The 19,505-nt window shown below is 66.1% G+C and carries 18 protein-coding genes and 1 riboswitch; of the genes, 8 read left to right on the top strand and 10 right to left on the bottom strand.

The features are described 5' to 3' along the window. Positions 1-2 precede the first annotated feature (2 nt). Positions 3-1,151, bottom strand: coding sequence for a homoserine O-acetyltransferase MetX (gene metX, locus AAFP35_RS07490; protein WP_419220932.1), 1,149 nt, complete (start codon positions 1,149-1,151; stop codon positions 3-5). Positions 1,152-1,197: 46 nt separating this feature from the next. Further along, the gene (locus AAFP35_RS07485; protein WP_419220931.1) at positions 1,198-2,514 is read right to left on the bottom strand and encodes a bifunctional o-acetylhomoserine/o-acetylserine sulfhydrylase; all 1,317 of its coding nucleotides are present in this window, start codon (positions 2,512-2,514) and stop codon (positions 1,198-1,200) included. 63 nt (positions 2,515-2,577) lie between these two features. Then, positions 2,578-2,696, bottom strand: a riboswitch (SAM riboswitch). Positions 2,697-2,901: 205 nt separating this feature from the next. Between AAFP35_RS07485 and AAFP35_RS07480 the strand changes: the two genes are divergently transcribed. Both AAFP35_RS07480 and AAFP35_RS07475 read left to right on the top strand, forming a co-directional pair. Further along, a complete protein-coding gene (locus AAFP35_RS07480) occupies positions 2,902-4,755 on the top strand; it encodes a cutinase family protein (RefSeq protein WP_419221155.1) in 1,854 nt (617 codons plus the stop codon). A 189-nt stretch (positions 4,756-4,944) separates the two neighbouring features. Further along, positions 4,945-6,189 carry an MFS transporter gene (locus tag AAFP35_RS07475; protein WP_419220930.1) on the top strand — a complete coding sequence of 415 codons (1,245 nt, stop codon included), beginning with the start codon at positions 4,945-4,947 and terminating at the stop codon, positions 6,187-6,189. Here AAFP35_RS07475 and bfr read toward each other — a convergent pair. Next, entirely contained in the window at positions 6,147-6,632 is a 486-nt protein-coding gene (gene bfr, locus AAFP35_RS07470; RefSeq protein ID WP_419220929.1) for a bacterioferritin, read from the bottom strand. The genes AAFP35_RS07475 and bfr overlap by 43 nt on opposite strands. 104 nt (positions 6,633-6,736) lie before the next feature. Next, on the bottom strand, positions 6,737-6,919 hold the full coding sequence (locus tag AAFP35_RS07465; RefSeq protein WP_419220928.1) for a (2Fe-2S)-binding protein: 183 nt from the start codon (positions 6,917-6,919) through the stop codon (positions 6,737-6,739). A 114-nt stretch (positions 6,920-7,033) separates the two neighbouring features. On the opposite strand from AAFP35_RS07465, the gene AAFP35_RS07460 reads away from it, so the two are divergent. The 3 genes from AAFP35_RS07460 to AAFP35_RS07450 all read left to right on the top strand — a co-directional run bounded on the left by AAFP35_RS07460 (position 7,034) and on the right by AAFP35_RS07450 (position 10,061). Next, positions 7,034-7,870, top strand: coding sequence for an exodeoxyribonuclease III (locus AAFP35_RS07460; protein ID WP_419220927.1), 837 nt, complete (start codon positions 7,034-7,036; stop codon positions 7,868-7,870). A 64-nt stretch (positions 7,871-7,934) separates the two neighbouring features. After that, positions 7,935-8,969: a tryptophan--tRNA ligase gene (gene trpS, locus AAFP35_RS07455; protein WP_419220926.1), complete on the top strand. Its 1,035-nt coding sequence runs from the start codon at positions 7,935-7,937 to the stop codon at positions 8,967-8,969. 39 nt (positions 8,970-9,008) lie between these two features. Continuing rightward, on the top strand, positions 9,009-10,061 hold the full coding sequence (locus AAFP35_RS07450; RefSeq protein WP_419220925.1) for a YhjD/YihY/BrkB family envelope integrity protein: 1,053 nt from the start codon (positions 9,009-9,011) through the stop codon (positions 10,059-10,061). Between the two features lie 26 nt (positions 10,062-10,087). Here the strand turns inward: AAFP35_RS07450 and AAFP35_RS07445 are convergent, their stop codons facing one another. The 6 genes from AAFP35_RS07445 to sdhC form a co-directional block, all read right to left on the bottom strand. Next, positions 10,088-11,356: a serine hydrolase gene (locus AAFP35_RS07445; protein ID WP_419220924.1), complete on the bottom strand. Its 1,269-nt coding sequence runs from the start codon at positions 11,354-11,356 to the stop codon at positions 10,088-10,090. Between the two features lie 34 nt (positions 11,357-11,390). Continuing rightward, positions 11,391-12,764: an aspartate aminotransferase family protein gene (locus AAFP35_RS07440; RefSeq protein ID WP_419220923.1), complete on the bottom strand. Its 1,374-nt coding sequence runs from the start codon at positions 12,762-12,764 to the stop codon at positions 11,391-11,393. Positions 12,765-12,939: 175 nt separating this feature from the next. Next, a complete protein-coding gene (locus tag AAFP35_RS07435) occupies positions 12,940-13,749 on the bottom strand; it encodes a succinate dehydrogenase iron-sulfur subunit (protein ID WP_419220922.1) in 810 nt (269 codons plus the stop codon). Next, positions 13,749-15,509, bottom strand: a complete 1,761-nt coding sequence (sdhA, locus tag AAFP35_RS07430; RefSeq protein ID WP_419220921.1) for a succinate dehydrogenase flavoprotein subunit — start codon at positions 15,507-15,509, stop codon at positions 13,749-13,751. Before sdhA ends, AAFP35_RS07435 begins: the two co-directional genes overlap by 1 nt. Positions 15,510-15,525: 16 nt before the next feature. Beyond that, complete coding sequence (locus AAFP35_RS07425; protein ID WP_419220920.1) at positions 15,526-15,981, bottom strand: succinate dehydrogenase hydrophobic membrane anchor subunit; 456 nt, start codon at positions 15,979-15,981, stop codon at positions 15,526-15,528. Between the two features lie 10 nt (positions 15,982-15,991). After that, a complete protein-coding gene (gene sdhC, locus AAFP35_RS07420; protein WP_419220919.1) occupies positions 15,992-16,399 on the bottom strand; it encodes a succinate dehydrogenase, cytochrome b556 subunit in 408 nt (135 codons plus the stop codon). Between the two features lie 176 nt (positions 16,400-16,575). On the opposite strand from sdhC, the gene AAFP35_RS07415 reads away from it, so the two are divergent. Genes AAFP35_RS07415 through AAFP35_RS07405 form a run of 3 tightly spaced genes read left to right on the top strand, consistent with a single transcriptional unit; the run spans position 16,576 to position 19,491 of the window. Then, positions 16,576-17,028: a cytidine deaminase gene (locus AAFP35_RS07415; protein ID WP_419220918.1), complete on the top strand. Its 453-nt coding sequence runs from the start codon at positions 16,576-16,578 to the stop codon at positions 17,026-17,028. Beyond that, positions 17,021-18,355, top strand: coding sequence for a thymidine phosphorylase (locus AAFP35_RS07410; RefSeq protein ID WP_419220917.1), 1,335 nt, complete (start codon positions 17,021-17,023; stop codon positions 18,353-18,355). The genes AAFP35_RS07415 and AAFP35_RS07410 overlap by 8 nt, the downstream gene beginning before the upstream one ends. Continuing rightward, positions 18,352-19,491 carry an adenosine deaminase gene (locus tag AAFP35_RS07405; RefSeq protein WP_419220916.1) on the top strand — a complete coding sequence of 380 codons (1,140 nt, stop codon included), beginning with the start codon at positions 18,352-18,354 and terminating at the stop codon, positions 19,489-19,491. The genes AAFP35_RS07410 and AAFP35_RS07405 overlap by 4 nt, the downstream gene beginning before the upstream one ends. The last annotated feature ends 14 nt before the right edge of the window (positions 19,492-19,505 follow it).

Below are 19,505 nucleotides of genomic sequence, written 5' to 3'. Positions count from 1 at the left end.
CCTCAGAGGCGTGCGAGTTCGACGGTGCGCTTGAGGAGATCGCTGATGGCGTCGAACTCGGTGAGGAAGCCGTCGTGACCGTTGTCGGAGTGCACCACCTGCAGGCCGCCGATGCAATTGCCGAGCTGCTCGGCGAGCTCGACCTGTAACCGCAAGGGGTACAGGCGGTCCGAAGCGATACCGCCGACGATGGTCGGCACCTTGCATCCGGCGAGTGCGGTCTGGGCGCCGCCGCGATTACGTCCGACGTCGTGGTGGTTGAGCACCTCGCTGAGCACCACGTAGCTGCTCGGATCGAACCGCTGGACGAGTTTGTTCGCCTGGTGCTGTAGGTAGCTGTCGACGGCATACCGGCCGCCGGACAGGGGCACCTCGTCGCCCTGCGGGTCGTTGGCGAAACGCTGGTCCAATTCCACCTCGCCGCGATAGGTGAGGTGGGCGATCCGGCGGGCCACGCCGAGTCCCGCGGTGGGGATGTTGCCGGTGCCGTGATAGTCGCCGCCCTGCCAGTGTGGATCGGCTTTGATGGCGGCGATCTGCGTTGTCTGCGTGCCGATCTGATCGGCGGTCGCACGTGCGCCGACGGCGAGGACGAGCGCACAGCGCACCATCTCCGGGTACTCGATGGCCCATTCGAGAGCGCGGGCCCCACCCATCGAACCGCCGACCACGGCGCCGATGCTGGTGATCCCGAGTTCGGCCACGAGGGCGCGTTCGGCGCGTACCTGGTCGAGGACGGTGATCTGCGGGAAGCGAGATCCCCACGCACGTCCGTCGGCAGCGGGCGACGCCGGACCGGTGGAGCCGCGGCAGCCGCCGAGGACATTGGCCGAGATGACGCACCACTCGTCGGTGTCGATCGCGCAGCCGGGTCCGATCAGACCGTCCCACCAGCCCGCGGACAGATGCTGCTCGTCGGCCGGACCGGTCACGTGCGAATCACCGGTCAGCGCGTGCAGCGTGAGGATGACGTTGTCGCGGGACGGAGACAACGTCCCCCAGCGCTGGAAGGCCAGGGTGACGTCGTCGATCCGTTCGCCGTTGTCGAGTGAGAGCGAGCCGATGCGGACGCTGCTCATCGCCCCGTCGGGCATCTGTTCCCAATCGGGTCGATCAGCGGGCTGGATACTCGGTTCGATACTCACCGACACAGGTCACTCACTCTGCAATTCACCTCGATCTTCGTTGTTCACCTTGTCACTTCGCCGCTGCGAACCCCTGCTCGAGGTCGGCGACGATGTCGTCGATGCCCTCGATACCCACGGCGAGACGGACGAGTCCCGGTGTGACACCTGCGGCCAACTGCTCCTCGGGGGCCAGCTGGCTGTGGGTCGTGGATGCCGGATGGATCACCAGCGACCGCACGTCACCGATGTTGGCGACGTGGCTGTGCAGACTGAGGGCATCGACGAACTTCTTGCCGGCGTCGACGCCGCCGACGATCTCGAAGCTGACGATGGCGCCCTGCCCCTTGGGGAGCAGCTTCTGTGCGCGGTCGTACCAGGGAGACGATGCCAGCCCGGCGTAGGCGACCGAGTCGACCTGATCATGACCTTCCAGGAAAGCGGCAACCCGCTGCGCGTTGGCCACGTGGCGCTCGATGCGCAGGCTCAGCGTCTCGAGGCCCTGAGCCAGCAGGAAGGCGTTGAACGGTGAGATGGCCGCGCCGGTGTCGCGGAGCCACTGCACACGGGCCTTGAGCGCGAATGCCGGTGCGCCGAGATCGGCGAACACCGCACCGTGATAGCTCGGATCCGGGGTGGTGAAACCGGGGAACAGATCCTTCCCGTCACGCTGACCGCGCCAGTCGAACGTGCCACCGTCGACGATCACACCGCCGATCGCGGTGCCGTGCCCACCGATGTACTTGGTGGCCGAGTGCACGACGATGTCGGCGCCGTGCGCCAGTGGGTTGAGCAGGTACGGGGTGGCGACGGTGTTGTCGACGATCAGAGGCAGGCCGTTGCGATGGGCGACCTCGGCGATGCCGGTGATGTCCAGGATCTCGTTGTTCGGATTGGAGATCGTCTCCCCGTAGAGGACGCGGGTGTTGTCCTTGATGGCGGCCTGCCACGAGTCGAGGTCCTCGGGATCCTCGACGAACGAGACCTCGATGCCGAGCTTGGGCAGCGTGTAGTGGAAGAGATTGAACGTCCCGCCGTAGAGGCGCGGGCTGGACACCACATGGCCGCCGGTCTCGACGATGTTGAGGATCGCGTAGGTCTCGGCGGCCTGGCCGGACGCCACGAGAAGTGCGGCGACGCCGCCCTCGAGGGCAGCGATCCGCTGCTCGACGGTGTCCTGCGTGGGGTTCATGATCCGGGTGTAGATGTTGCCCGGTTCGGCGAGCCCGAACAGGTTCGCGGCGTGCTGCGTGTCGTTGAAGACGTACGACGTCGTCTGATAGAGGGGCAGCGCACGCGCATTGGTGGCCGGATCCGCGGTCTGACCCGCGTGTACCTGCTTGGTCTCGAAGCTCCAGTCGGCTGCCGGATTCGTGGTGTCGTCAGACATGGATGTAGTGATCGCTTTCTACGGTCGGCAGGGTGCAACGACCCTGATGGGGTCCGACCTTCGGACCCGCGCTTGCCTCAGAACGCATTGCGTTCCTCAACCCGGTCATCACCCGGAGCACCCCACCGCGGTTGGAGGGTTGCCGATCAGCAAGCCGGGGCTTGACGCTGATGCTCATGACCTGGCGTCAAGGATATAACACGGTCTACGCGCGACCAGAACCGTCCTGATCGGGCTGATTTCAACGTGTGTTCACCCGCCTCCGACACGGGGTTTCTCTCGAAATGCGGCGCGTTTCAGGATCGCGTATCTAGAGTTTCAGATAGCCCCGATTCGGGTGTGCCGCCTCGACGCATCCACCGGGTTGAACAAAGGCCGTGACGCATGGTGGATCGGTTGACCGGGCTTCGTCGGCGCGCGATCGTGTCGGTCGCCGCGATCGCGAGCGGTGTGGTGATCGGAACGCTGTGTCTACCCGGGACATCCGGCACGGCATGGGCCGCCGACGGTGACTGCGGGGGAGGCGCGGTCGTCGTGGTCGGGGGTACGTGGGATCCCGAGGGCGCGATCATGGTCGGGGTCACGCAGCGCTACACCGGGCTCAACCCCGACAACACGGAGAATCCGGACAGCCCGTACGCAGGCGACAACGCCTACGAGATCATCTACGCCGACTACCCGGCGACCGTCTGGCCATTGGGCGCGACCGGATACGACGCGAGTTCGGAACTCGGCGCCGCGTCGACCACGAAGGCCGTCGCGAGCTATCAGGACGCATGCCCGGGCAACCCCGTGGTCATCACGGGATACTCGCAGGGCGCGCGGGTCGCGGGCGACGTGCTGTCGGACATCGGCAACGGGCGGATCGGGGCGGTCGACATCCACGACACCCCCGACGATCCCACCGACGACGTCCTGATCGACCCGAGCACGATCTCCGGCGAACTCTTCGCCGACCCACGCAGGCCGGGCGACAAGACCGGCGAGGGTATCGAGCTGGCGCTGATCGGCATCATCCCGGGCCTGACCATGACCGGTTCCCGGGACGGCGGCTTCGGTTCGCTCGGTGATCGAGTGGTGTCGGTCTGCATCGACGGCGACCCGATCTGCGACCTGCCCGATCCGATCTACGATCCGATCGGCGCCCTCGACGGACTGGCCGGTTACTGGGTCAAACACGGCCGCTACCCGTTCTTCATGTTCCAGGACCCGCGGTCGAACTGGTGGAACGGTCGCGAGAACTCCTGCGCCGACGATCCGGCCGCGACCTCGTGTGCCATCGCATTCGACTCGTCGGTGGCCGAATGGTTGCGGGAGACGGCCGCCGACATCGGTTACATGGGCACCATTCCGGACTTCCTCGCCCTACGTCCGACGATCGACCTTCCGTTCGGGATCGAACTGTCCAATCTGCAACCGGTGGTGCGGCTCGTGCAGGATCGACTGCCTCCGCTGCCCCGACTCGGCTACGGCGCCTACCTGCCAGACGTTTTCGTCTTCGAGGACATCTGGAACGGGATCGTGGGACTCGACGCCGACCGGTTCCGCGCCGGCATCACCGCCCTCGGCGCGAGCGTGGGCAGCGTGGTGCGTTGGCCGGTCAGTTTCGTGAAGTACTGGGCAGGCCGGGTGGTCAGCACCGTGCAGTCGGTCGAGGTGCAGTCGGCTACCGCGACCGATCTCGGGCGACTCACCATGACCGGTATCGCTGCCCGCGACGTGGCCTCCGCACTGCGGACCTCGTCGGCGCCGTCGACCGGTGCGACGACGTCTGCGGCTACGACGACATCTGCAGGCACGACGACATCTGCAGGCACGACGAGCGCGGCGGCCGCGACAACGGATTCGGCGTCGGCATCCGCGGCAGGATCAGCGACAGGGTCCGGGCCCGCGGTGCCCGGTCCCACGGTGCCCGGCGGTGGCCGTGGTGACGCACCGAGTCCGGCGCTCCCGGACCGTGTCGTCGACGACGCGACCACCGAGACGGCCGAGCCGACCGCGGTGCCCACGCCGCCCCCGCCCGAGCGCAGCGAGCCGCCGGCGCCATCGCCGACGGATTCGACCACCGAGCCCGCCGACACCACCGAACCCGCCGACACCGTCGAGACGGGAACCGCGGGAGAGCAGGCAGGCGACGACGTGCCGTCGGACGATCCCGACTCGGGAGCCGGGTCGGGTCAGGACGCCGGGTCGGGGTCCGACGACGCGGCCGACACCGACGGAGCGTCCGCGGATCAGTGACGCCGGCGGTGACCTGGCGACGACATCGGCGCTCCGCGGCACCTCGGGCTCACGTGGTGTCGTGAACTGCGATGGGGGATGGCGTGCCGGTCGGTTTCCGGGCGTTTCGGGGGACAGCCAGTTCTCGGTGTGAACGAACTCACCGAGTCCTGGGGAATCCGCGCGGGCAAGCCCGCGGTTGGTGCTCGAGTGACCTCAGCCCCCACCCACGTCGCCGACACGGCCGCAGCAGCCTCTCCAGCGATCCGCCGCTGGGCCATCCTGGCCCTGGCGCTCGGCGGGTTCGGCATCGGCACCACCGAGTTCGTCGCGATGGGGCTCCTACCCAACATCGCCGACACCCTCGGCGTCAGTGAGCCCACGGCCGGACACGTGATCTCCGCGTATGCACTCGGCGTGGTCGTCGGTGCGCCGCTCATCGCCGCCCTCACCGCGCGGATGTCGCGGCGCACATTGCTGATCGGACTCATGGTCGCGTTCACCGTCGGCAACCTCTTCACCGTGCTGGCACCGAGCTACGGACTGCTGATGGTCGCCCGATTCGTCGCGGGACTGCCACATGGCGCCTACTTCGGTGTCGCAGCCCTGGTCGCGGCGCATCTCGCGGGGCCACGGGACCGGGCCAAGGCGGTCGGCAAGGTGATGCTGGGGCTGTCGGTCGCCAATGTGGCCGGTGTGCCCATGGCGACCTGGCTCGGTGAATCGCTGGGCTGGCGGACAGCTTTCGCGGTGGTCGTGGTGATCGGTGTGATCACCATCGTCGCGCTGGTCCGCTACCTGCCTGCCCTGGCCGACATGCGGGTGACCAACCCGATGACCGAACTCGGAGCGCTGGCACGGCCGCAGGTGTGGTTCACCCTGCTGATCGGCGTCGTCGGTTTCGGGGGGATGTTCGCGTTCTACACCTATCTCAACTCGGCGCTGACAACCGTTGCGGGCGTGCCGGTCTCGGTGGTGCCGGTGGCGATGATGTTGTTCGGCCTCGGCATGGTCGCAGGCAACATCGTCGGTGGTGTCTTGGCCGATCGCAGTGTGCCACTGGGCATCCTGATCGGTCTGGTGTCCACCGCGGTGTCGCTCGCGCTGTTCGCACTCACGCTCCAAAATGCGTGGGCAGCAATGTTCTTCAGCTTTGCGATCGGGCTGTCCGGTTCGTCGACGATCCCGGCGCTGCAGACCCGGCTGATGGACGTCGCCGACGATGCGCAGACCTTGGCGGCCGCGCTCAACCATTCTGCGCTGAACATCGCCAACGCGCTCGGTGCCTGGCTCGGTGGGGTCGTGATAGCAGCCGGCCACGGCTATCGCTCACCCTCGTCGATGGGTGCCGCGTTGGCCGTGGCCGGTGTGGTGGTTCTCGGGATCGCGCTGCTGACCCAGCGCAGGGGCCGTCAGTCGACGGTGGGTGGTGTGGCGACCGTCTTGGACAGGTAGAGCTGTTCGCCGAGCCGGTCGAGCAACTCGAGCTGTGTCTCGAGATAGTCGATGTGATCCTCTTCGTCGGCGAGGATGTCCTCGAGCAGTTTCGCGCTCGTGATGTCACCCTTCTCGCGGCACATGGCCACACCGGGGCGCAGGCGTTCCACGACCTCGATCTCGATCGCCAGATCGGATTCGAACTGCTCGCGCAACGACTGGCCGATCCGCAGCGGCAGGATCCGCTGATAGTTCGGGAGAGCTTCGAGGAACAGGATGCGGTTGGTCAGGGCCTCCGCATGATGCATTTCCTCGATGGACTCGGCGCGGGTCTTGTTCGCGACCTCGGTCAGTCCCCAGTTCGCTTGCATCTTCGAATGCAGAAAATACTGATTGATCGCGGTCAGCTCGCTGGTGAGCTGTTCGTTGAGTAGAGCGATCACCTCGTCGTCGCCACGCATGACCGAGCCTCCGTTCGCAGTGGTACAGCGAACGTAGCACGCGGAACAGCCCCGTGACGGGTTATCGCCACGAGGTGTGAGAACTTGCCGTCAGGCGGCCTCGATCATGCTGCAGTGGTGCTGGTGGCGACCCTTTCGTTGACGATCTGGTGAAGGCGTTCGAGGCAGGTTCCGCATCCTTCGCCGGCGCCGCACCGTTCGCTGACCGCGTCCACGGACCGGCAGCCAGACGAGCAGTGTTCGTGGACCTCTTCTTCGGTCACCGCGCGGCAGATGCAAACGAACATGTCGTCACCTCGTTCCTTCAGTTAGGTAAGGGTTACATAAAGGTGCCCTCCAGGGCAAGGGTTGCCTTACCTTTAGTACGTCCGCACCATTTCCACCCAGTAGGCTCGGGTGCCGTGTCACTCACCATCACCACCGTCAATGTCAACGGCATCCGGGCCGCCGTGAAGCACCGCTCGGAGCGCAATCACGGGCTGCTCGCCTGGCTCGACGAGTCCGAATCCGACATCGTCCTGATGCAGGAGATCCGCGCCGAAGAGGACCAGGCCCGAGAGGCGTTGGCGCCTGCGCTCTACGACGGTTGGGAGCTCGCGATGAGTGCGTCGGTGGTCAAGGGACATGCCGGTGTCGGGGTGCTGAGCCGCCTCCCGCTGGGCAAGGTACGCGTCGGCTTCGGCAGCGACGAGTTCGATCCGACCGGGCGCTTCATCGAGGCCGACGTGACCACCGATCTGGGCCCGACGACAGTGGCGAGCCTCTACCTACCCAAAGGGGCGGCGCAGACCACGGCCGACAAGGACGTGGCCAAGTTCGACGAGAAGGTGCGTTTCCTCGACGCGTTCGGCGCCCATCTCGGGACACTCGCCCGGCGGCGTCGCCACGTCGTGGTCGGTGGCGACTGGAACATCGCTCCCGCCGAACCCGACATCAAGAACTGGAAGGGCAACCTCAAGAGCCCCGGCTTCCTGCCGCACGAACGCGCATGGGTTGCCGACCTGTTGGGTGCCGGTTGGTCCGACGTGGCTCGAGACCTGGCCCCGGACAGCGACGGTCCGTACACATGGTGGTCGTGGCGGGGCAAGGCCTTCGACAACGACTCCGGATGGCGCATCGACTATCAGCTGGCGAACAGGTCGCTGGCGGCCAGGGCCGTGAAGTCGACGGTGCACCGGGCCGGGGCCTACGACCTGAGATGGTCCGATCACGCGCCGATGTCGGTCGTCTACGACTGAGACGGGTCCACCCTCGACAGCACTCGCGACAATGCGGTGGCGGACGTCTGCGAAACTGGAATGCATGAGCAGTGACGTCACCGACCCCGGCACACCGCGTCCCCGCGTGCTGTCGGGCATCCAGCCCACCAGCGATTCCTTCCACCTCGGGAACTACCTCGGTGCGGTGCGGCAGTGGGTGGCCCTGCAGGACGATTTCGAGGCGCTGTACTTCATCCCGGACATGCATGCCATCACGGCCTCGTTCGATCCGGCGACGCTGGCGCAGCGCACGCGACTGTCGGTGGCCCAATTGCTCGCGGTGGGTGTGGATCCCGAACGATCCACGATCTACGTGCAGTCGCACATCCCCGAGATCGCGCAGTTGACCTGGGTCCTGTCCTGCATCACCGGCTTCGGTGAGGCCAGTCGCATGACGCAGTTCAAGGACAAGTCTGCGAAACAGGGCGTGGACGCGGCCGGTGTCGGGCTGTTCACGTATCCGATCCTGATGGCGGCCGACATCCTGGCGTTCGACGTCGACCGGGTTCCGGTCGGTGAGGACCAGCGCCAGCACCTCGAGCTCACCCGCGATCTCGCACAACGGTTCAACGCCCGGTTCGGCAAGGTGCTCAAGGTGCCCGAGGCCTACATCGTCAAGGAGTTCGCGAAGATCTACGACCTGCAGAACCCCACGGCCAAGATGAGCAAGTCCGCGGAGACGGACAAGGGGTTGATCAACCTTCTCGACGATCCGAAGAAGTCGGCGAAGAAGATCCGGTCGGCGGTCACCGACACCGATACCGAGATCCGCTTCGACCGGGAGGCCAAGCCCGGCGTGAGCAATCTGCTCACCATCCAGTCGGCGTTGTCGGGGACGCCGGTCGACGTCCTCGTCGACAAGTATCAGGGCAAGGGATACGGGGATCTGAAGGTCGAGACCGCCGATGTGCTGACCGAGTTCGTGACACCGCTGCGCGGCCGTGTCGCGGAGTACATGGACGATCCGGCTCACCTCGACGCGATCCTGGCCGGCGGTGCCGAACGCGCCCGTGGTCTCGCCTCGGACACCTTGGCCGCCGTCTATGACAAGGTGGGATTCCTGGCGCCGGGTAGGTGAGCCGGCGCCGCGATCGGCGACGACGGAAGGCGGCACCCCATGAGTTCCGCGATCGACTCGGCCAAGGAAGTCGCGGACCGCGGCAAGACCCGGTTCGCCGAGCTCCGTGAGAGATGGGGGTGGCTCGACCACCTCATCCGAACCATCGAGCGCTACAACGACCGGCGGGGCAATCTCTACGCCGCCGGAATCAGTTTCAACGGGATACTCGCCCTGGTCCCGATCGTCATGGTGGCCTTCTCGATCGCAGGCTTCGTGCTCGCCAGCCGCCCCGAGGTCCTCCAGGAGATCCAGGACGCGGTGGTCCGGAACATGCCCGGTTCGATGGGCGATCAGGTCGGCGACCTGATCGACTCGGCCATCGAGTCGCGCACGACCGTCGGCGTCATCGGTTTGCTCGGTGCGGCGTTCACCGGGATCGGCTGGATCTCCGGCGTCCGCGTCGGCATGACCGAGATGTGGGGTGGCCGGGTCACCCGAAACCCGGTGATGTCCAAGCTGTGGGACCTGATCACGTTCGCGTTGCTCGGCGTGGCGTTCGCGGTGACGATGGCGTTGACCGCGCTCGGCAACTCGGGTCTCGCGCACCAGGTCCTGTCATGGGTGGGTCTCGACGACGCGTCCTGGGCTCCTGCCGTGGTGCGGGGTGTCTCCATCGTCGTCTCGATCTGCGCGACGTGGGTGCTGTTCACCTTTGTCATGTCCCGACTTCCGTTGGTGAAACTGCCCTTTCGGAACACGCTGAAGGCGGCACTGCTCACCGCGATCGCCTTCGAGATCGTCAAGACGGTGGGCGGGATCTACCTCAAGTCGGTGCTGAGCAGCCCGGCGGGCGTCGCCTTCGGTCCGATCCTGGGCATCATGGTGTTCGCGTACCTCGCGTCACGGATCGTGCTGTATGCCGCGGCCTGGTGTGCCACCGACTCGATGAACGAGGAGTTCCAGGTGACAGAGGAGGACGAACCACTGCCGCCGGTGGTGGTCTCGCCCAACTACGAGGTCAATCCGATGCCTCGGCCGGCCACCCTGGCGGCGGTCGCGGGTGTCAGCGCGGCGGCGAGCGCGATCGCCGGGTGGCTGCTGCGTCGCTGACGAAGCGTTCCGCTCCGCGTGAACGCTCAGCGCCGTGTGAACAGTCGCATCGCGATCAACAGCAGGATCACGGCGACCAGGGCCGAGATGAGGCCGATGAGGATGCGGACCGACCATCCGGTGGCCTGGTGATCGCTGCCGGTTGCCGTGACCACCTGATGTGGCGTCGCCGTGGTGGGCACTGCGGGTGCGGTGGTCTCCTGGACCGTGGTCGCGGTCGATGTGGGTGCCAGGCTGCCCAGGGTGATACCGGGCGGTGCCCGGAAACCGTAGTCGAACATCGCCTTTGCCTGGTCCCAGTAGGAGTCGGCCTCCACCGTGAGACCGAACATCTGCACGATGACGATTCGACGTCCGTCCCGTTCGGTCACACCCACGAACGTCTTACGGGCGTCGTCGGTGTAACCGGTCTTGCCGCCGACCATACCCGGATAGCCTTCGAGCAGAAGCTGATTCGAGGTCTGCATGAGATAGCTCGGATGGTCCTTGTCGCCGGGGACGTCCGCCCGTCTCGGATAGCCGGGGAACCGGTACGTCGGCATTGCGATCAGTTCGCGGAAAGTGTTGTTGCGCATGGCCTCGCGGAAGATGACCGCGAGATCGTACGGAGACGTGGACATTCCCGCGGCATCGAGTCCCGACACGCTGGCCGCCCGGGTGTCGAGGGCGTGCAGCGAGCGCGCTTTGTCGTTCATCTTCGCCAAGGTCACGTCGATGCCGCCGAGTTCACGGGCCAGTGCGTTGGCGCAGTCGTTGCCGGAGACCACCAGCAGGCCGGTCAACAGGTCACGATTGGTGTAGTGACCGCCTGGCCCCATACCGCACGAGTCGCCCTCGGCACCCCAGTCCTCGGGGGTCGGCACGACCACGGTGTCGAGGTCGAGTTCGTCGAGGGCCACCATGGCGAGCAGCACCTTGATGGTCGAGGCGGGGCGGTAGCGACCGTGCGGATCCTTGGCGGCGATCACCGCGCCACTGTCCAGATCGGCGATCAACCACCCGGCCGCCGTCATCCGTGCCGGCACCGGTCCCGACGCGGGGTCGGCGACCACACCGCATCCGGCCAGTGGTGCACCACCGACCGGCGTCGACGGTACGGGTAGCGGTGCGGGTGTGGCCGATCCGGGTGCGACGACCTCGGATTCGTCGACTGCCGGTGGGGTGCCCGTCCGGTGCGGGCAGTGATCGGTCACCGGCGTCGTCACCGGTGGGGGTGCGGCGAAGGCGAGCGGCGTGGGTGGGCAGGCCAGAACCATGGCCCCGACGGCCGCCACGAGTGCCACCTTCACCTTCATCGGGGGCAGAATAGCAGCGCGCGCCCGTGACGCCTCAGAGCAGTGTGTAGGCGTCGGTGAGAACCGTCCGGAGGATCTGCTCCATCTCGTCGAACTCGGCCGGACCGGCGATCAGCGGGGGTGCGAGTTGGACGACCGGATCGCCCCGATCGTCGGTCCGGCAGTAGAGGCCGTTGTCGAACAATGCGTTCGAGAGGAAGCCGCGTAGGACACGTTCGGACTCGGCGGCCGAGAACGTCTGCTTGGTCGCCTTGTCCTTGACGAGCTCGATGCCGTAGAAGAAGCCTTCGCCACGCACGTCTCCGACGATCGGTAGATCGAGAAGCTTCTCCAGCGTCTCCCGGAAGACCGGCGCGTTGGTGTGCACGTGGTCGTTGATGCCCTCGCGCTCGAAGATATCGAGGTTGGCCAGGGCCACGGCCGCCGACACCGGGTGTCCACCAAAGGTATAGCCGTGCGGGAATGTCGTCGCGCCGTCGGCGAAGGGTTCGAAGAGACGATCCTGGGCGATCATCGCGCCGATGGGGGAGTAGCCCGACGTCATCCCCTTGGCACACGTGATGATGTCGGGGACGTAGCCGAAGTCGTCGCAGGCGAACATGGAACCGATGCGACCGAATGCGCAGATGACCTCGTCGGACACCAGGAGGACGTCGTAGGCGTCGCAGATCTCCCGGACCCGCTCGAAATAGCCTGGGGGAGGCGGGAAACAGCCCCCGGCGTTCTGCACCGGTTCGAGGAAGACCGCGGCGACCGTGTCCGGGCCCTCGAATTCGATGGCCTCGGCGATCCGGTCGGCGGCCCAGCGACCGAACTTCTTCGGATCGGTGGCGAGGTCGTCGGCGGCACGATAGATGTTCGTGTTGGGCACACGGAATCCGCCCGGGGTGAGCGGCTCGAACATCTGCTTGAGTGCCGGCACGCCGGTGATCGCGAGTGCACCCTGCGGGGTGCCGTGGTAGGCGACCGAGCGAGATATCACCTTGTGCTTCAACGGTTTTCCGACAAGTTTGAAGTACTGTTTGGCGAGCTTCCAGGCGCTCTCTACGGCCTCACCGCCTCCGGTGGTGAAGAAGACGCGATTCAGATCGCCGGGGGCGTGGGCGGCGAGGCGCTCGGCGAGTTCGATTGCGGGCGGCGTCGCGTAGGACCACAACGGGAAGAACGCCAGATCCTTGGCCTGGCGGGCGGCGGCCTCGGCCAGCTCGACCCGACCGTGGCCGACCTGCACGACGAACAGGCCGGCGAGGCCGTCGAGATACGACCGCCCCCGGTCGTCGAAGATACGCATGCCCTCGCCGCGGGTGATGACCGGCGGCACAATGTGCTCGCCGTGCCGCGCGAAATGTCCCCAGAGATGTCGGGCGCTGCGCGCGCCGAGCGAGAGTCGGTCGTCGTCGACGGTCATCGGAGCCCTGTCCTCACGACTCGATCGTCGCGGGTCCGGTCATGCTTCGCAACCGATTCCGCAGAACCGGCGACGGCCGCACCGACGACGACGCCCCTCCTCGGGCTGCGAGGAGGGGCGTGGTCGGGGCCGCAGAGTGAAAGCCGGGCTGCAGAGCGAGTCTGCGGTGTCGGGGTCAGCGCGAGAACATCAACGCGCGCTTGACCTCCTGGATGGCCTGCGTCACCTGGATGCCACGAGGGCAGGCATCGGTGCAGTTGAAGGTGGTTCGGCAGCGCCACACACCGTCGACATCGTTGAGGATGTCGAGACGCTCGACGGCGGCCTCGTCACGGCTGTCGAAGATGAACCGGTGCGCGTTGACGATCGCGGCAGGCCCGAAGTAACTGCCCTCGTTCCAGAACACCGGGCAACTCGTGGTGCAGCAGGCACACAGGATGCACTTGGTGGTGTCGTCGAAACGGGCGCGGTCGCTCTGGCTCTGGATCCGCTCACGGGTCGGCTCGTTGCCACTGGTGATGAGGAACGGCTTGATCGCGCGGTAGGCGTCGAAGAACGGCTCCATGTCGACCACGAGGTCCTTCTCCACCGGCAGGCCCTTGATGGGCTCGATGGTGATGGTCACCTCTTTGCCTTGTCCCCCATTCTCCTTTTTCGCGGGCAGCATGTCCTTCATGAGGAGCTTGCAGGCGAGGCGGTTGACGCCGTTGATGCGCATGGCGTCCGAACCGCACACACCGTGTGCGCAGCTGCGGCGGAAGGTCAGGGTGCCGTCGAGGTAGCCCTTCACGTACAGCAGGAGATTCAGCAACCGGTCGGTCGGCAGCGCCGGCACCCGGAAGCTCTGGAAGCCCTGGGCGTCGGGGTTCTCCGGATTGAACCGGTAGATCTTGAGCGTCACCATGGTGGCCTCTTCGGGCACCGGGGGCAGCGGCGGCTCGTCGGAGGCCGGCGACGACGGATTCTGGTCCAGCGTGACTGTCATCAGTACTTTCGCTCCATCGGCTCGTAGCGGGTTTGGATGACAGGTTTCCAGCCCAGCTCGATGTCGCTGAGCAGTCCGTCACCCTTCTTGAAGGCCATCGTGTGCCGCATGAAGTTCACGTCGTCGCGGTTCGGGTAGTCCTCGCGAGCGTGTCCGCCTCGGGATTCCTTGCGGTTGAGCGCACCGACCACGGTGACCTCCGCCAGCTCGAGCAGGAAGCCAAGCTCGATCGCCTCGAGGAGATCGGAGTTGAACCGCTTGCCCTTGTCGTGCACGCGGATCTGGTCGTAGCGCTCCTTCAGAGCGTGGATGTCGGTGAGCGCCTGCTTGAGCGTCTCCTCGGTACGGAACACCGAGGCGTTGTCGTCCATGGTCTGCTGCAGCTTGGTCCGGATGTCGGCGACCCGCTCGTGTCCGTGCTCGGACAGGACACTCTCGAGCCATTCGTCGACCATGGCGGTCGGGGTCTCGGGCAGGGCGACGAACTCGGTGGAGTTCGCGTACTCGGCCGCGGCGATACCCGACCGGCGGCCGAAGACGTTGATGTCGAGCAGCGAGTTGGTGCCGAGGCGGTTGGCGCCGTGGACCGACACACAGGCACATTCGCCTGCGGCGTAGAGGCCGTGCACGACCTCGTCGTTCTCGCCGCCGCTGAGCACCCGGCCGTTGATGTCGGTGGGGATGCCACCCATCACGTAGTGACACGTCGGGTAGACGGGGACCCATTCCTTGACCGGGTCCACGCCGAGGTAGGTGCGGGCGAATTCGGTGATGTCGGGGAGCTTCTCGTTGAGGACGTCCTCACCGAGGTGGGTCACGTCGATGTAGACGTAGTCCTTGTTGGGGCCGGCGCCACGGCCTTCGAGCACCTCGAGGACCATCGAGCGCGCGACGATGTCACGGGGTGCGAGGTCCTTGATGGTCGGCGCGTAGCGCTCCATGAAGCGCTCGCCCTCCGAGTTGCGCAGGATGCCACCCTCGCCGCGGACCGCTTCGGAGATCAGGATGCCGAGACCGGCCAGGCCCGTGGGATGGAACTGGTGGAACTCCATGTCCTCCAACGGAAGTCCCTTGCGGAACACGATGCCCATGCCGTCGCCGGTCAGGGTGTGCGCGTTGGAGGTGGTCTTGTACATGCGGCCCGAACCGCCGGTGGCGAACACGATCGACTTCGCGTGGAAGACGTGGATCTCGCCGGTGGCGAGTTCGTAGGCCACCACACCGGTGGCGACCTGTTCGCCCGCATCGTTCTTGGTCAGGCAGATGTCGAGCGCGTAGAACTCGTTGTAGAACTCGACGTCGTGCTTGACGCAGTTCTGATACAGCGTCTGCAGGATCATGTGACCGGTGCGGTCGGCCGCGTAGCAGGCGCGACGAACCGGCGACTTGCCGTGGTCGCGGGTGTGACCACCGAAGCGACGCTGATCGATCTTGCCCTCGGGCGTCCGGTTGAACGGCAGGCCCATCTTCTCCAGGTCGAGCACGGCGTCGATGGCCTCTTTGGCCATGATCTCCACGGCGTCCTGGTCGGCGAGGTAGTCGCCGCCCTTGACCGTGTCGAAGGTGTGCCACTCCCAGTTGTCTTCCTCGACGTTGGCCAGGGCCGCGCACATACCGCCCTGGGCGGCGCCGGTGTGGCTGCGAGTCGGGTAGAGCTTGGTCAGGACGGCGGTACGGGCGCGGGGCGCGGACTCGATCGCCGCGCGCATGCCGGCGCCGCCTGCGCCGACGATGACTACGTCATAACGATGTTCTTGCATGTGTTCGCCAGTCTCCTCAGTCGACGCTGTTCACGTCGAAGGTCAGAAGCGCGTACGTGCCGAGGACGAGGACGAGGATCATCGAGATCCCGAGCAGCACGTTGAGCCAGAAGCGGGTGGAATCCTTGCGCGAATAGTCGGCGATCACGGTGCGCACACCGTTGCCGCCGTGTAGCTGGGCCAGCCACAACATCGTCAGATCCCACACCTGCCAGAAGGGTTCCTTCCAGCGTGCGGCCACGAACGAGGCGTCGATGCGATGCACCCCGTCGTCCCAGGCGAGCATGATGAACATGTGGCCGATGGTCAGGATGATCAGGGCCAGACCGGAGAAGCGCATGAACAGCCATGCGTACTTCTCGAAATTGCCGCCCTTGCGCATCCGCGGCGCACGCGGATTGTCCAGACTGGCCGGGCGGTCGTATTGGGTTCCGAGGGTCTTGGCGACACCCGGGGTTGCCGAAGCGGTCATCAGGTGCCTCCTAGAACGAATGCTGGATGAGGATCTGCAGCAGTCGGATGGCTGCCGCGGCGAAGACGATCACGAAGATCGACAGGATCGCCCAGAGCATCTGGCGCTGGTACTTCGGGCCCTTGGCCCAGAAGTCCACCAGGATGATCCGCACACCGTTGAATGCGTGGTAGAGCACGCAAGCGACGAGTGCGATCTCCATGAGGCCGATGATCGGCGTCTTGTAGGTCTCGATGACCTCCGAATACTTGTTCGGATCGATCCGGATCACCGCGGTGTCCAGGACGTGTACGAACAAGAAGAAGAAGATGGTGACACCGGTGATGCGGTGCAACACCCACGACCACATACCTGGGTCGCCTCGATAAAGGGAGCGTTTGCGCACCGGCTCCGGAGCCGTCTCGGTCGGGGTGCTCATCAGGAAATTGGCCTCCAACAGCGTCGATGGATGTGCCGAGTCGGCATTATCAGGCTCGGCCGTGGACCCATGGAAGAGACTTTAAACCTATGCTGAGTCTTGACGTAAATTGCCCGAACCGATTTGGGCGACAACCATTCTCGACTTAGGATTGCCTTGCCAACTTTAACGATGGTATGGCAGATCACATCTGGGTCACCCGTGCTGATTGTGAGGTGTCGTCCTTGGCGGCCGAGGTCGATTGGAAATTGTTGCGGCACAACGCGAATGACATGATCGATCGGGCTTACGCGCCGTACTCCGGATTTCCGGTCGGTGCCGCAGGCCTCACCGAGGACGGTCGGGTGGTGCTCGGTTGCAATGTGGAAAATGTCTCATACGGATTGGGTATCTGTGCCGAGGTCGCGTTGATCGCACATCTCGTGGGCTCCGGTGGTGAGCGGCTGGTCGCGGTGTCGGTCTGTGACCGACGCGGGGCGGTGTTGATGCCGTGCGGCCGCTGTCGACAGGTGCTGCTCGAACACGGTGGTCCGGGACTGCTCGTCGATCACCCCGACGGACCGACGACGCTGCGACGCCTGCTCCCGGATGCGTTCGGTCCCGACGATCTGGCGGCGACCGATGAGTGAGGACGTCGAGATCATCGACACCGTCTCGGTGATCGCCACCAAGCGCGACGGCGGTGAACTCACCGATGCGCAGATCGACTGGGTGATCGATCGCTACACCCACAGCGACCCGGGCGCCGGGCCGAGCGTTGCGGACGAGCAGATGTCGGCGCTGCTCATGGCCATCTTCTTGCGCGGGATGAGTCGTCGGGAGACAGCCCGCTGGACACAGGCGATGATCGACAGCGGCCGCCGGATGGATTTCTCCGGATTGCGCCGGTCCGGTCGCCGGCTGGTCACCGTCGACAAACATTCCACGGGAGGGGTCGGGGACAAGATCACGTTGCCGCTGGCCCCACTGGTGGCGTCGTTCGGGGTCGCGGTGCCGCAACTGTCCGGGCGCGGGCTCGGACACACCGGCGGCACACTCGACAAGCTGGAGTCGATCCCCGGATGGCGGGCCGACGTCTCGGCGGCGGAGATGATCGCGCAACTCGAACGCGTCGGCGCCGTCGTGTGTGCGGCAGGCGGCGACCTCGCCCCGGCCGATCGTCGGCTGTACGCATTGCGGGACGTGACCGGAACAGTGGAATCGATCCCGCTGGTGGCGAGTTCGATCATGTCCAAGAAGATCGCCGAGGGCACCGGGGCGCTCGTCCTGGATGTCAAGACGGGAAGCGGCGCCTTCCTCAAGTCCGAACAGGACAGTCGGGAACTGGCCGAGACGATGGTGTGGCTCGGCGAACGGGCCGGTGTTGCGACGCGGGCACTGATCACCGACATGAGCACCCCGCTCGGGCGCACCGCGGGCAATGCCCTCGAGGTGGCCGAGTCCTTGGAGGTGCTGGCCGGTGGAGGGCCTCCCGACGTCGTCGAACTGACGATCGCGTTGGCGCGGGAGATGCTCGACGCGGCGGGGCGGCCCGATGCTGACCCGGCACGGCACCTGGCCAACGGGGCGGCCATGGACACGTGGCGAGAGATGATCCTCGCCCAGGGAGGCGACCCCGATGCCCCGTTGCCGACCGCCCGGCACACGGAGGAGGTCACCGCGTCGCAGGACGGCGTCGTGACCCGCGTGGACGCCCTGTCGGTCGGTGTGGGTGCGTGGCGGCTGGGTGCCGGACGCGCGCTGCCCGGCGAGACCGTGCAGGCCGAGGCAGGGGTGGTGCTCCATGCCAAACCCGGTGAGCGCGTACGTGTCGGTGATCCGCTGTTCACGATGCACACCCAGACGCCGGAACGGTTCGCGGCGGCACGGGCCGTGCTGGCGTCGGCGGTCACCGTCGGCGAGGATTCGCCGCGCACCACACCTCTGATCATCGATCGGGTTACCGTCGGTGCATGACGACCGTCGTTCCGACTCCGCCGTCCGGCCGCCCGCTCGACCTGCCGAATCTGTCTCTCGCGCCGAAGGTGCTGCTGCACGATCATCTCGACGGAGGGCTGCGACCGGCGACGGTCCTCGACCTCGCACGTGAGGTCGGCTACACGGGTCTACCCGCCGACGACGCGGAGTCGTTGGCCCGATGGTTCCGGGAGGCAGCCGACAGCGGTTCGCTGGAACGGTATCTGGAGACATTCGCACACACCGTCGCGGTCATGCAGACGCCCGCGGCATTGCATCGCGTCGCGCGCGAATGCGTGGCCGACCTGGCCGCCGACGGCGTGATCTACGCCGAGGTGCGGTTCGCCCCGGAACAACATCTGGAGGGCGGACTCACCCTCGACGAGGTGGTGGAGGCCGTGTTGGCCGGGTTTGCCGACGGCCAGGCCGACGCCGTGCGAGCCGGGCGTCCGATCGTGATGCGCTGCCTGGTGACCGCGATGCGCCATGCGGCCCGTTCGCGCGAGATCGCAGAACTCGCGGTGCGCTTCCGGGGTGACGGCGTCGCAGGCTTCGACATCGCGGGCGCGGAGGCGGGCAACCCGCCGACCCGCCACCTCGACGCCTTCGAGTTCATGCGCGCCAACAATGCGCCGTTCACGATCCATGCGGGCGAGGCGTTCGGGTTGCCGTCGATCCACGAGGCCATCGCGTTCTGCGGCACCGACCGACTCGGGCACGGCGTCCGCGTGATCGACGACATCGATCTGCCCGCGGGTGCCGACCTCGCGGGCACCGAGTTCGTCGGTGCCGAACTTGGGCAGATCGCGAACAGCGTTCGCGACAAACGCATACCGCTGGAACTGTGCCCGAGCTCGAACGTCCAGACCGGGGCGGTCGCCTCGATGGCCGAGCACCCGTTCAACGCGCTTGCCCGCCTTCGGTTCCGGGTGACCGTCAACACCGACAACCGGCTCATGAGCGACACCACGATGAGCAAGGAATTCCATCGACTGGCGGAGCAATTCGGCTACGGCTGGACCGATTTCGAGCGGTTCACGGTGAACGCCATGAAGTCGGCGTTCCTCCACTTCGACGAACGGCTACGTCTCATCGACGACGTGATCAAACCGGGATACGCGGTGCTGATCGGATGACGACCGACCGATGT

The sequence above is a fragment of the Gordonia sp. CPCC 206044 genome (assembly GCF_048537895.1).
GTDB lineage: Bacteria > Actinomycetota > Actinomycetes > Mycobacteriales > Mycobacteriaceae > Gordonia.
This window is presented reverse-complemented; position numbering and strand designations above follow the sequence as displayed.